General features: G+C 35.6%; 11 protein-coding genes. 1 reads left to right on the top strand and 10 read right to left on the bottom strand.

The window, feature by feature from the left end; genetic code table 11:
• Positions 1 to 464 precede the first annotated feature (464 nt).
• From BN3107_RS05655 to BN3107_RS05630, 6 genes are all read right to left on the bottom strand, one after another.
• Positions 465 to 1,487 carry a LacI family DNA-binding transcriptional regulator gene (locus BN3107_RS05655; RefSeq protein ID WP_058306650.1) on the bottom strand — a complete coding sequence of 341 codons (1,023 nt, stop codon included), beginning with the start codon at positions 1,485 to 1,487 and terminating at the stop codon, positions 465 to 467.
• 33 nt (positions 1,488 to 1,520) lie between these two features.
• Positions 1,521 to 2,366: a carbohydrate ABC transporter permease gene (locus BN3107_RS05650; protein WP_058306649.1), complete on the bottom strand. Its 846-nt coding sequence runs from the start codon at positions 2,364 to 2,366 to the stop codon at positions 1,521 to 1,523.
• 13 nt (positions 2,367 to 2,379) lie between these two features.
• On the bottom strand, positions 2,380 to 3,303 hold the full coding sequence (locus BN3107_RS05645; protein ID WP_392389048.1) for a carbohydrate ABC transporter permease: 924 nt from the start codon (positions 3,301 to 3,303) through the stop codon (positions 2,380 to 2,382).
• Between the two features lie 66 nt (positions 3,304 to 3,369).
• Positions 3,370 to 4,698: an extracellular solute-binding protein gene (locus tag BN3107_RS05640; RefSeq protein WP_187371006.1), complete on the bottom strand. Its 1,329-nt coding sequence runs from the start codon at positions 4,696 to 4,698 to the stop codon at positions 3,370 to 3,372.
• 456 nt (positions 4,699 to 5,154) lie between these two features.
• Positions 5,155 to 5,337 carry a cold-shock protein gene (locus BN3107_RS05635; RefSeq protein ID WP_058306646.1) on the bottom strand — a complete coding sequence of 61 codons (183 nt, stop codon included), beginning with the start codon at positions 5,335 to 5,337 and terminating at the stop codon, positions 5,155 to 5,157.
• Between the two features lie 64 nt (positions 5,338 to 5,401).
• A complete protein-coding gene (locus tag BN3107_RS05630; protein ID WP_058306645.1) occupies positions 5,402 to 8,500 on the bottom strand; it encodes a glycoside hydrolase family 2 TIM barrel-domain containing protein in 3,099 nt (1,032 codons plus the stop codon).
• A 138-nt stretch (positions 8,501 to 8,638) separates the two neighbouring features.
• On the opposite strand from BN3107_RS05630, the gene BN3107_RS05625 reads away from it, so the two are divergent.
• Positions 8,639 to 9,622, top strand: coding sequence for a LacI family DNA-binding transcriptional regulator (locus BN3107_RS05625; RefSeq protein WP_058306644.1), 984 nt, complete (start codon positions 8,639 to 8,641; stop codon positions 9,620 to 9,622).
• 594 nt (positions 9,623 to 10,216) lie between these two features.
• On the opposite strand, the gene BN3107_RS05620 is transcribed toward BN3107_RS05625, so the two are convergent.
• The 4 genes from BN3107_RS05620 to BN3107_RS05605 form a co-directional block, all read right to left on the bottom strand.
• Positions 10,217 to 10,981, bottom strand: a complete 765-nt coding sequence (locus BN3107_RS05620) for a sugar phosphate isomerase/epimerase family protein (RefSeq protein WP_058306643.1) — start codon at positions 10,979 to 10,981, stop codon at positions 10,217 to 10,219.
• A gap of 128 nt (positions 10,982 to 11,109) precedes the next feature.
• Positions 11,110 to 11,727 (bottom strand): hypothetical protein, encoded by a 618-nt coding sequence (locus tag BN3107_RS05615; protein WP_058306642.1) that lies wholly within the window; start codon positions 11,725 to 11,727, stop codon positions 11,110 to 11,112.
• A 130-nt stretch (positions 11,728 to 11,857) separates the two neighbouring features.
• Positions 11,858 to 12,862: a dienelactone hydrolase family protein gene (locus BN3107_RS05610; protein ID WP_058306641.1), complete on the bottom strand. Its 1,005-nt coding sequence runs from the start codon at positions 12,860 to 12,862 to the stop codon at positions 11,858 to 11,860.
• A gap of 402 nt (positions 12,863 to 13,264) precedes the next feature.
• Positions 13,265 to 14,152, bottom strand: a complete 888-nt coding sequence (locus BN3107_RS05605; protein ID WP_082631237.1) for an RluA family pseudouridine synthase — start codon at positions 14,150 to 14,152, stop codon at positions 13,265 to 13,267.
• Positions 14,153 to 14,233 lie beyond the last annotated feature (81 nt).

Here is a 14,233-nt window from a genome sequence, read left to right as displayed (position 1 = left end):
TTAGTGGTAATTTTGAAATGGATAATAGTTTTAACACCCGCTTCGGCTTGCCCACTTCGCTTTCCAGGGGGCGTGTCTTTAGCTAACTTTTGTAAAGAAGTTCACTTTACAAAAGTTAGCTTAAGGGAAGACGCTACTGCATAGAAAACACTACGAAAGCTTGCTTGAGTAGATGTTGCACTTGTGCCCGTGGTAAAAGGGAAGAGGACAGCCGCAGCGGCGGTTTCCTGTACGCTTTATTTCAAAATGGCTACTCTGATCACAAATGCGTTTATACCAAGGGTTATATGCTTTCCTTCCTTATAAAAAAACGCATTATGAAGATAGGCTGTCAAGGTAATTACTTGACAGCCTATTAAAAATGATTCTATATATTCTTCATATAAAAATGATTCTACTCAAAGCGGGCAAAGCTATCAGGTACTCAGAAAAGCGTAGTTTCTGACTTTTTCATAATATCACCTTCATGTGGGAATAGTTATCTCCGTTTCAATAACACATGATTCTCGTATCATTAATTGTGGATCGACTAATATAGAACCTGGCTCTGCACTATCAGATATTAAATCATGTAGCATGTATGCTGCTAATTTTCCCATTTTTTCTTTATCTTGCTTGACAGTTGCAAGAGGTGGATTACTGTAGCGGGTAGCTTCGATATCATCACACCCGATGATTTTTATATCTTCTGGTACACGAATTCCTTCTTCTTTTATTGCTTTTAGTGCACCAAATGCCATCATATCGGAAGCTGTATAAACAGCTTGTGGATAGGGAGCAGATGCCAGAATTCTTTTCATCGCTGTATAACCACTTTCTTCAAAATAGTCACCATATTGAATCCAATTATTTCTTTTAACCATTCCAAAAAGTTCGACAAAATGAATAAATGCATTTTTTCTAATATTAGATATAATCGAATCACTAGGTCCGCCAATGAAAGCTACTTCTTTAATCGAATTCAGATAAAGGTATTCAACTACTTTTGCAGAAACTTTGTTATTATCTGTAGATACATAACTTGATCTTGGACCTTTTAGTTCGATGTCAATACCTACACACGGAATATCACTCTGATCCAATTCATCGAGAGGTGGTTCCAACTTTTCTCCAGAGATAATTACACAACCATCTAATTGAAAATGTTTGCACCTTGCTACATAATCTTCTTTATTGCCACTAAAATTTTTATCAGAAAAGACCAGAATATCGTAACCTAGTTTTCCGATCGCCGTTTTAAATGAATTCACTACATCGTTAAAAAAGGGATGGCTAAATTCCACATGGAAAATTAAACCAATCAAATTAGATTTTTTCGTTGCCAAAGATCTGGCCGAAAAACTAGGTTTATATCCTGTTTCTACAATTATTTTATTTATTTTTTTAGCAGTCTCTGAACTAATGCTTCCTGTTTTATTAATTACTTTAGAAACAGTTCCTGGTGAAACACCCGCCATTTTTGCAATCTCTTTGATTGTCAACTTCATGAGAATCCCTCTATTAATCAAAAATTAAAATTTTTAACTCTTTACTGCACCTTCTGTTAAACTTTGAATAAATAAACGATTTAATAACAGGAAGATAATTATTAATGGGACGGTAGCCCAAAATGTTCCGGATAAAATCATGCCATTATCACGTACATAGTTATCAATCAAACCACGTAAAGCAACCTGAATCGTAAAAGAAGACTCTTCTCGTAAAACTACAAGTGGCCATAAAAAATCGTTCCAAATATACATAAACTTAATAATCGCTAATGTAGCAAAAGCCGGTATAATAACAGGAACTGCAATATTCCAATATACTCTAAAGTTAGAACACCCATCGATTTTGGCAGCATCTACGAGTTCATCGGGAACATTACTACTTATATATTGCCTCATCCAAAATATACCAAAAGCATCTATCAAGCCTGGTACTATTATCGCTTTTAAATCATTTAGCCAGTCTAATTGAGTTATGATGAAATACTGTGGAATTAACCCAAGTTGTGGAGGTATCATCATCGTAACAAGAATCGCCACAAACAAGAAATTTTTTCCTTTGAACTCAAATTTAGCGAAAGCAAAACCTGCTAAAGAACATAAAAATAACACACCTATTGTTGTTACAACAGATACAATTAAGGAATTCCAAATTGCACCAAAAAAATCGATTGTATTGACCACATTTGTAAAATTAGTAACTAATTCCGAACCGGGAATAAACGCCGGTGGCACACTATTAATGACACTATTATGGTTTGTAGCCATTACAAACATCCAATACAATGGAAAGATTGATAGAAAGGCAGCAATTACAAGTAATAAATAGACAAACAACTTAGAAATTGAAACCTTTTTAGATCCTGTTTTTTCACTCATTTGCTAACCCTCCTTATCGTCCTATCCGATTTGCAATGAATACGTTAATAGACGATATTATAATTATTATAATAAATAAGATAATCGCAGCTGCGGAAGCTGGACCAAATGATAAATTCGTAAATGCTTCACGATATAAATATAAAACAACGGTTATACCTTCTTCTCTGAATGACCGACCAATATAAATTAACGGCTCTGTAAACAATTGCAAAGCACCAATAGTTGAAGTGAATACAGTCAATATAATGATCGGGCGTAGCATCGGAATGGTTATATACTGTATTTTCTGACGTATCGTAGCTCCGTCAATCTGTGATGCTTCATACAATTCGTTTGGTATAGCTTGAAGTCCTGCAAGGTAAATAATCGTGTTGTAACCAACCCAACGCCAAAATACCATAGTAGAAATGGCTATTTTAACCCCCCACCAGGAAGTTCCCCAACTAACTGAATCAAATCCAAACCAGCCTAAAATAACATTAAACAGCCCAAAATCCTGATTATTAAACATAATCCCAAAAACAATCGCAACCGCAACAGTCGAGGTTACATACGGCATAAAAATCGCTACTCTGAAAAGACTTTTCATCTTAATCAGTGCCGAATTTAGGGCATATGCCAAAATGATACCAATTATTAATTGTGGGATCGTTCCTAACACCCACATAATTAATGTGTTAGATAAGGAAGTCCAAAATATCTGATCAGTTAATATCCATTTGAAATTTTGCAAGCCTACAAATTCCATTTCACCTAAACCATTCCATTTTTGAAACCCTAAATAAAAACTAAATAAAATTGGAAATAGCCCAAATATCCCAAATAATATAAAAAATGGTGAAATGTATATGTAAGCAGAAATGGCTTCTTTTGTTTTCTCACTTAAGGATGATTTTTTTTTGGTGGTTAACGTCGTTTCCGTTTGAGCCATCATAATCTCTCCCTTCATTGATTTCAAACGGTCTATGAATCGATTCCATAGACCGTTTGCATATCATCCTTATTGTCTTTCTAACTGTGAATTTATACGTTCTACTGCTGCATCCCATTCATCTTGCGGATCAGCTCCGTCTACCGCGACATTTGTAAGTGCGGTTGACAACTCTGTATCAACAACTGCATAATTCACACCCATGTGTACTGTTTCTACTGCTTGTGCAGCTTCAGCAAAAATCTGTGCAGTCGGAGCACCACTAAAGTATTCATCAGAAGTTGCTAAAAATTCTTCATTCTCATATACATCTGGTGTAGATGGGAACAACCCAGCAATTTCAAATGATCTCAACTGTTGTTCAGGTGCTGTTAACCATGAAATGAAATCAAATGCTTCTTGCGGATATTCTGATTCTGCTGGGATAGTTAAGAAAGAACCGCCCCAGTTACCAGCACCTTCAGGAATAGATGCAATATCCCATAATCCGGAAGCATCTGGTGCATTACCTTTTACATTAGCAACCATCCAACCAGGAGCACCCGGCAATGTGGCATAAGTACCTTCAGCCATTGCAGTTCCCCACTCTGGTGTCCAAAGTTCATTTTGTCCAACTAAGCCTTCTTGAATCATTTTTGTCGTGTAGTCATATGCTTCTTTTACAGTTTCTTCTATGATCAGCTCGTTATCTTCATTAAAATATTGTTGATCTTCTTGATCTCTTAATGCATTAAATACAAGTTTTGGTGTATCTGCAATAAACTTACCTGTTTCAGCATTAACTGTTTTAGCTGCTTCATAGTAAGCATCCCAAGTATCAATTTCAGCTGCTAGTTCTTCACGATCTGTTGGAAGACCAGCTTCTTCCATTACATCTGTACGATAGAACATTGTGGTTGGACCAATATCAGTTGGTAAACCAATTTGGAAAGATCCATCTACATTTTGAGCTTGTGCCCATTTCCAATCAAGGAAATTACCAGAAACATCATTTGCACCGTAGTCATTTAAATTATAAAACTGATCAGATGCTTCCAGAAATTTTTCAACTTGACTGATTTCTATCTGAGCAATATCAGGTGCACCGCTTCCTGCAGAAATGGATGTAAACAAGTTGTTGTGCATATCATTCATTTCACCTTCATTGATGGTGATTTCCACATTTGGATTTTCTTCCATATACTCATCTACTAACTCTTGATAGCCTGTGCTACCAAAAATCCAAAAATCTAAAGCTACAGTTTCACCACTATCAGCTTCGCCATTATCAGTACTTGTACTCTCTCCATTACTATCATCTCCACCATCATCACTACTTGCACTGTCACTATCGTCACTACAAGCAACTAAAGAAAAAACTACAAAAGAAAATATAATTAACATTAACCATTTTTTCATCATTACTAACCCCCATGATTTTTAAGTTGATAAAACACTTACTACTACAACCTTTGACAATTGCGGTTCCAATAACTTTTCTTTCAAAGATACATCTTATTTTCTTGCCAAATCACGAAAACGGTTTCCTTATTTCCTAAAAAAAGATACAAAAATTTCCGCTGCAGCGTAATGTATCCGTTTTCTGATTACATTATATTACGGTGAGTTTACAAAATCAAGTATTATTTCAAAAAAATATCCTTTAATATGCAAATGAAAGGAAAACGGTTTCTGCATAAAGTGTACCGTACTCAATTCTTCTACTTTAAATTCCACTTGTAATATTAAGTAGTGCTGAATTTTTTTATACATGGTAGATTGTATGAGTTACTACATTGTTAATTTACTTCCTTCACTAACAAAAGAAACTGCTTCTCTCCTTATATTAGGAGAAAAGCAGTTTTATTTTACCCTCTATTTCATCTCTGGTATCACTCGTACCTCTTTTTTCATTTCAGAATGACAGATTGGGCAGGCTGGTTCTTTTTCAAACGAATAATTTTCTCGCATCCATCCTTGGCAATCATCACTCACACAAGACCAGACATTTGTTTCTACGCTTTCTACAGGTTCTTTTTGGTTATTAAAATAAGCCATTCGGCACTCCCTTTCATGGGTTATACCTCTATTATACGCTTAATTATCTTTAATTACAAAGTTATTACGATAATCCTTCCAGCGTGAAACGATAGACATAGTTTTGGTTTGCGAATAAACGATATTCTGGGTGTGTTTGTTGCCCCCAACTATCATCACCGCCAACACCCATTTGCCATCCGTTGACTCTTACGGAGACCTTATCAGAGACAGGTAATTTGTAATGATGACTGGCTTCTTCAAGTTCAAAAGGTGTGTAGGCTAGTGCATTCACTTCAATGGTTGGATCTCCAGTTATTTGGATACCATTGCCTTGATTGTCGGTAATTTTCATCCAACGAACACCACTTTTATTTCCACTCTCTTGTGGTTTTAAATAAGGTTGCAGCTGTTCTGAAACTTTTCCTTCATGTTTCGCAACTTTACCACTTTTTTGTCGATCCCAATACGTTTCATGTGGTCCTTTTCCATACCATTCCAAACGGTCAAATGAATCTGCCAATTCAAATCTCATTCCTATTTCTGGAATATCTGATAAACTTTTTCCTGGCTGTAGCATATTTTCCACCTCGATCTTACCTGAAGCATGGATCGTATAACGTATGGTTGCCATTGAAGCTGATGTTGTCGGTAATTGATAAAATGCTTCAACAACTATTATATTCTCCAACTGCTCGATATGAAGGTCGATTAATGTTCGTTCAAGACTAGCCTTACGCCACTCACTGCTCTTTTCATCTACTTTAGCACCACGATCATTATCGGTCATAGCTCTCCAATAATTAGGAACCATCGGACTTTTTATTAATTCTACTCCTTTGACAAGATAAGATGTCAAATCACATGTAGTTTGATCAAAAGAAACGCTAAAATCTTCTCCTGTTATCTGATAAGCATTTGACTGTTCGTTTACACTTATCGTACCTTTAGTCGCATTACTTTTCGATATTGCAGGGATAAAGAATTGTTCAAATGCCACCTCATGATCAGGTTTAGCCCAAAACGGAAGGTTTTCATAGACGATTTGTAATGTAATCACTTGTTCCTTAGATGGATCGAATTTATCATTTTGGTAAGCTAAAGTTACGATCTGTTCTTTTTGTGGTGCTGCATCTAATAATTGGACCCCAGATTCGATAACTTCGCCGTTCTCTTCAACGGTCCATACTAATTTATAGTCCTCTAAGGTTTGGAAAAGGTGCTTATTGATAATTTTAAATACACCTTTTTCTAGGTCTTGTTCTTCAAAATCGATATTACGATAGCAGGCTTTAACCTCTAGCAATTTAGGCGATACGGATCCATCTGCGAATATCAGACCATCACCTGCAAAATTGCCATCATGTGGTGACTCTCCAAAGTCGCCACCATACGCTAAAAACTCTGTACCATCATCCGTCTGATGACGAAGTGCTTGATCTTTCCAATCCCATATAAACCCACCTTGTAATGATGGATATTGATCAAAAAGCTTAGTATATTTATCTAAATTCCCTGTTGAATTCCCCATTGAATGTGAGTATTCACATAATATATATGGTTTTTTATCACCAGGTTGCGTCGCATAAAACTCTAACTCTTGTGGACTTCGATACATGGTTGATTCCATATCTGACGCATGATCAGATGGTCGATAATGGAAAACACCTTCATAATGGACAAGGCGAGTTGGATCTTCTTTCGCAAAATAGTCATGCATCTTCACGAAATTATCACCACCAAATGATTCATTTCCTAATGACCAAATGATAATGGAAGGATGATTCTTATCACGTTCATACATTGATTTACAACGATCCAACACATTTTCTGTCCATTCTGGCTTACTACCAGGCAACGAATCTTCTAAATTTTGCTGTCCATATTCCCATGTTCCGTGTGTCTCCAAGTTTGTTTCATCAATTACGTACAATCCATATTGGTCACATAAGTCATACCATTTAGGATGATTTGGGTAATGAGAAGTACGAACGGCATTGATATTATATTTCTTCATAAGCACAATATCTTCAATCATATCTTGTTCCGTAACAGCACGACCTTTATCAGCAGTGAATTCATGGCGGTTTACACCTTTAAAAACAATTCGTTTGCCATTAATATGCATAATGTTATCGATCATTTCAAACTGACGGAACCCTACTTTTGTCGCAAACACTTCGAAAACTTGACCATCTTCACCTTTTAGCGTCATAACGACCGTATATAAATAAGGATTTTCCGCACTCCACTGAAAAGGTTTTTTAATATTTGTTGTAATTGTAGCCGTTGAAGACTCTTTTTGATCCAAGTCTAATTCAATCGTTTGCTTGCTTACGGTCTTATTATCAGCTGACAACAATTCTATTTCCAGTTGACTTGTAGGAAGAGATTTTTGAAAATAATTAAGCACATGTGCTTGTACTTCAAGGCTTGCATCCTGATAATTTTGATCAAATGAAGTACGAATACGGTGATCATATAGATGTAAGTCTGGTAATGCATAGGCATAGACGTCACGAAAGATCCCGCTCATTCTCCAAAAATCCTGATCTTCTAGCCAACTAGCGTCTGCCCAACGGTATACTTCAACAGCTAATTTATTCTCACCTTTTTGTAAATACGGCGTAAGATTGAATTCTGCTGGGGTAAAGGTATCTTCACTATAACCAACTAATTCTCCATTAAGCCAAACATAGAAAGCCGCTTCCACACCTGCAAAATGTAAAATAACAGGCTTCTCTTCCCAAGAATCCGGAAGATCAAAAGTTGTCACATATTGTCCAACAGGGTTGTAATTTGTTGGAGCAAATGGTGCTTCAATTTCCTCATGTTCAATCCAAGGGTATCTCGTATTGACATATTGAGGATAGTCATAGCCTTCCAACTGCCAGTGGGCTGGTACATTTATTTGTTCCCACTTCGATACATCAAAGTCATTTTGATAGAAATCCTTGATCCGCCCGTCTGGGTTCTTCGAAAAATGAAATTTCCATTTACCATTTAAACTTTTGACAAATGGTGACTTTTCATTCTTATAACTAAGAGCTTGTTCTCGATTTTGATAAGGAATTGCTAAAGCATGTTGAGGCATACGGTTCCATTCAAATATCTCTGGATTGTTATTCCACTCTGGATAGCCATTTTTTGGCGGTGTGTAGGTTTGTTTTGTTTTGTTAAACATCAACTTAATACCTCCTAATATTGAAATCGAATACATTTTCTCATTTCGTATTTTACTTACTTATGTAGTATAATAAAATAAACAGTAAAAATAATCAAGTTAAATTTTACTTATTTTACTTAATGGATGGTGAAATAAATGGCAACAATAAAAGATATAGCAAAAGCAGCTGGCGTATCTATCGCTACGGTGTCTAGAGTATTAAACTATGATCCCACCCTATCAGTGGGCGAAATAACAAAAAAACGAATATTTGAAATCGCTGAATCGATGTCCTATCAAAAAAAGAGTAACCGAAAAAAAATAACACGACGAATTGCTTTTGTACATTGGGTGACAGAGTCTGAAGAGTTGACGGATTTGTATTATATGGGAATTCGTCACGGTATTGAAGATCAAGCCAAAGAAATGCACCTTCAATTAATAAAATATACAGTAAACAATATAGACGAGATCCCACCTGACATAGATGGCATTATTGCGGTAGGACGTTTTAGTAAAATTCAAATTGAGCAATTGAAAGCGATTAGTGCTCATATCGTCTTAGTTGATTCAGACTTTGAACATAGTGGATGTGATGCTGTATTAACAGATTTCAGGCAGGTTATCACCCGTGCTATAGACCACTTATTAGAACAGAAAGTAGCTAAGATTGGTTTTATCGGTGGTAAAGAAACCTTACAAGGTACCATTGCACCAACAGAAGATATTCGAGAATATTATTTTCGTCGGTATGCAAAAGAAAAAAATGTATTAGATGAGGAGCTTATTTTACAAGACGATTTTAATGTAGATAGTGGTTATCAATTAATGAAAGAGTTTCTCTCAAAACAATCGATACCTAATATTGGTTTTTTAGCTGCTAACGACCCACTTGCAATTGGTGCTTTAAAGGCTTTAAATGAATCAAAAGTGGATATCCCCAATAAGGTTCGTTTAGTTGGTATTAATGATATTAGTGTTTCCAAATATGTTTATCCTGCACTTACGACAATACGAATTGAAAAAGAATTGATGGGCAAAACAGCCGTTGATCTAATGATGGAACGTATACGCGATGATCGTCAAATTTGTAAAAAGGTTTATATCGAAACATCCTTAATCAAACGAGAAACAACCTGAAACGATACCATATGTATTATTGCGTAATAACAAGAAACTATGCAATAATTGATGTGGTAATTTTGACATGATGTGAGTGCTTAGCAACCACTACGGCTTGTCCGCTCCCCTTTCCATGGGGTTTTTCCTTCAGCTAACTTTTCCAAGCAAAAACCGCATGGAAAAGTGGATCTTCAGGAAAAACGAGTCCCATAGGAGTTGAAGCGGACGCCTACGCTAATTACAGTTCTACAATAGATGCAAGAGTTTAAATAATGACTACTATCGCATCATGTAAGCGAAATACTTATATAAAGATCAAAATGATAGCTGTGACAACAGTTGTAGCACTTATAGAGCGAAGGCGTCCGCTTTCACTCCTGCGGGATGTTTTTACCCTAAGATCCACTTTTTAAGCGTACTTTGCTTAAAAAGTTAGCTTAGGGTAAAAACCCGCGGAAAGGAAAGCGGACAAGCCGAAGCGGTTGCAAAGCACATATAAAATTTCATAATTACTACTTCAGCTATGTCACAGTATCTTCCTATTCCCCATAAGAATTCTGTTGTCACAATGTCTTTACTCATTAACAGAAGCAGTATCCAGTAGCTAATGTGTTATTTAATCATTGCTTTTAATTCGTGCAATGTCTTTGCGTCTTTTAGGAATTGTCGTTCGTCGTCGTCTTTTACAAACTCCATTAGTACATATCGTTCTTTTCCATCTTCTTCAATGGATTCTAAATAGTTTTGCCATTCTTTAGCACCATTCGCTAAATCCATTCGTTCATTAAATGAGTACCAATGAAAGATATGAACATTTGAAATCCATTGCTTAACCATCTCTATACTAGTAATCCTTTCTTCTACAGATACGCGATTAGGTGGTTGCCAATAAAGGAATACATTTTGATGTGCTATCTCTTCCATTAATCTTCTAGCACTTTCTTTCGTATCTGTTAAGGTATGATCATGATATTCCAGATGAACACTAATCCCTTCTTCTCCTGCTAAATCTGCAATTTTAATTGCATCTACCACCACTTTTTTTCGATAACTATCATCTGCATCCTTACTTCCCATCATTCCAGGCCAAACCCTGATCGCAGGTGCTCCCAATCTTTTAGCTGTTTCTAAAACTGTGATAAAATCATACTCATTACCAGAATGATCTGCTAAACGGTAATACGAACCATATGAACTTACTTCTAACCCTCGAGATGTTGTCAATGCAGCTATTTGCTCTGCTTTTTGATATTCCCCAGGTGAAACATGAACGTCTCCTCCCCATTCAATTCCATCTAATTCTGCTTCCATCGCCAAATCAATAATTTGTTCAGGATTTTTGTCACGAAATGTTACAGAGCATAATCCCAACTTCATATCTATTTCTCCTCTCGTTATTTGAATATGTCTTATTTATAAGATATACCTTTTTATTAGGTACTACTAAACATTAGCAATTATTAGAAAAAATCGACAAGCATATATATGACTTGTCGATTTCTATGTTAAGATTCTAATAATTTTTCTAAAAATTGTGTAGTTTTATCTAAATTCTTAGAGCTAGCCGGTATGATCAGAATTCGATCTTGAAAAGCTTCGATATCATTAAACACATCAAATTGATTGGTACTTATACCGTACACTTTTTCGGAATCGAACTTATATAATTCTACATCATGCTCCTCCAGCAAAGAAACATCAATAACTTCGCTAAAATCCAATAATCCTTCTTGTTCTAACATTTCTGCCGCAAATTCTTCCTCTGTTACCATGATGTCAATCATACCAGTCGCAATTCGCGCAACTAATTTTTGCACCTGTTCATAGGACTGTTCAGATAATGAACCGCCATCAGAAATAATGTTATCGGTTGCTACTTGAAAATCTTCAAAATATTGTTCATTTATTTGAGTCGAAAATTCGTCGGTTTGTTCATACGAAATTTCGCTTACTACCATCAGTTGGTATAACTCTTCTTTTTCCTCAAAAACAGTAGTTAATATCGATACCAATATAAACACACCAAATACAATTGCAAATATATGTAATTTATAATATTCCCAAATATAATCGACGGCTTCTTTAAAAGACATCGTTTTCAATGTTGCCCATAGCTTTTTCATTGTGATGAAACTCCCCCTGATTATTGCTTCTCTATTTAAAAGTATAGCACAATTACGAAAATCTGAGATTGCTCTCGGTTAAATTACACAAAATTTCCTTTATTGAGATTACAATTATTCACATATTCTTTTATGAAAGTTGATCACTTAACCAGTCATAAGCCTTTCTACCGCTAATTTCATGTGTTCCTGGAAAGATATCGCAACTGAACTTTTCTGGTCGATTTTGATAATTTTCTTCAATTTGGTTTATGGCTTCCATTACATAACGATTCGGGAAAATTGGATCCTTTTCGCCTGATTCAATAAAAAGACTCCGTGGTGAGATTAACGAGATCCACTCCGGCAATTCTGCATAGTTTAGTATTCCAGGAATATAATTGTCAATGCAATGATGCATCGCCATAATACTCCCCTTAAATGTGTTTGTAAATCCGGTCAAGACTGTCGCTTTTACCCGTAAATCAAGAGCTGCCGTGTAAGCAGCAATCAATGCACCGCCTGAGAAGCCCATTATTGCTATTTTTTTCTTATCGACGTCACTCGATTTTTCTATAAAATCTACTATTCTTCGTGTTTCCCAAATTCTTAACCCTGCCAATGTTTTTCCTTCCATTAATAAGGTGGTTGCCATCGCTTCACAAGAATTGATATTACCTTGTTGAATATCTCTTGTTAAACGACGATCACCAAATCCGATCACTTCAGGTGCAAAAACTTTAAAACCTTTTTTTACTAAATGTACGGCAAATTGATTATGTATTCTCACCACCTGTTCTTTTTCACCATCTTCAGATAATCCAACAGCTTCTTTCACACCATATCCGTGACCATGCAGTGCTAATACGGGAGAAAAAATTTTTTCGGCTTTAGGTGTTAAAACATACATTTTTATTTCCAAATGCTTTGTTATAGATAAAATCATTAATTCTCGTTTATAATCAGAAAATTCTTTTGTTTCAACTATTGTTGCTTGAAGTGGCACTCTCGTCTCATCTAAATAAGAAAAATCACCTAAGAGTTCTAACAAACTACTTTTCAATGTTAACTTTCTTTCTACTGGCCCTGCAGCTTTAATTGTTTCTTCTAAAGCATTATCATAAAACTGTTCAAATAATCGATCAAGCTGATTCATATATCCAACTCCTTTTAAAAGGTTTTTCTCGATGAAATGAAAACGTTTTTATTTAGTGTTTCTATTATAGCTTATTTTAATCATCGCGAAAATACATAATGTATATTTCATTTAGAAATTAAAAAATCCAAAGTATTATTCGAATTGACTTCGATATCTTTTGGATTTTTGTACGTATTAGGAAGAAGAAGAGACATAGCTGATGCGGATATTCTGTTAGAGACGATAGTATTTTTCTCTTCACAGGAATTAACATGTGCTTGACGGGAATTCAGTCTCTCCTCACGGGAATCCTCTACTTCTTGACGGGAATTATCTTCGGCTTCACGGGAAAAAAGCATAATTCCCGTGAAGAGAACTGTAAGCAATTATATCGCAGTGTACTTATATTCCGATCATTTGTTATTTTTTCTTCAAGAACTCTGTCGGGATATTCGATTTAAAACGAAGGAGTTCTCCTGTTACTGGATGCTTAATCGCTAATACGATTGCGTGTAAACCGAGACGTCCAATCGCGTTTGCTTTTGCTCCATATTTCTTATCGCCAACAATCGGATGTCCAATATCAGACATATGAACACGAATTTGATTTTTTCTACCTGTTTCTAAATAAACGGACAACAGTGAAAGATTATTATTAGCTTTGATTAACTTGTAATGCGTAATTGCTTTTTTGCCATCTTCCGCTTTCTTACTGGAATACATTTTGAACGTTTTCGTCTCTTTTAACCAAGACGTAATGGTATCCTCATTTTTCTTAACAATACCTTCTACAAGTGCCACATAGGATCGCTCTTGGACCATTTCTTTCCAACCTTCTTGCAAGATCTTTTTTATCTTTTCCTTTTTTGCAAATAACATCACTCCAGATGTTTCTCGATCTAGACGATGCACTACAAAAATTCGATTGTTGGGATCAATTGTTTGAACATATTCCGTTAATTGCTTATAAGCAGTTATCGATTTTTCTCTTTCTGTTGCCACCGACAATAAACCTGATTCTTTCTCAATTACAATAATTTCCTCATCTTCATATAAGATTTTCATTTTTTCAAAAGTGGCTGCTTTGGCTGCTTTATTTTTTTGAATTGAAACACTGTATCCAGGCTCAAGAACGTAATTATGTTGGGTGATTTCTTGATTATTCACATACACCTGACCACGTGTCAAAATTGATTTAACGGCATTTCTACTACGATTAGAAAATATTTCGAGCAAGAAAGGAAGCAGTTCTGTCGTTTTTTCCACTTTGTACTCTTCCATATTCGAATTTTGTCTGTTATTTTTCATAGTTTTCGCCTCCATTCTATTACCATTATACCTTTTTTCGAGTTAAAATGTTGGATTTAAGGATATTTCAACAACTTTTAA

Origin of the sequence: Gracilibacillus massiliensis, assembly GCF_001458115.1 — a bacterium.
In the GTDB taxonomy this organism is placed as follows: Bacteria; Bacillota; Bacilli; order Bacillales; family Amphibacillaceae; genus Gracilibacillus; species Gracilibacillus massiliensis.
The sequence above is the reverse complement of the archived record's forward strand: the minus strand, read 5'-3'. Positions and strand labels throughout refer to the sequence as shown.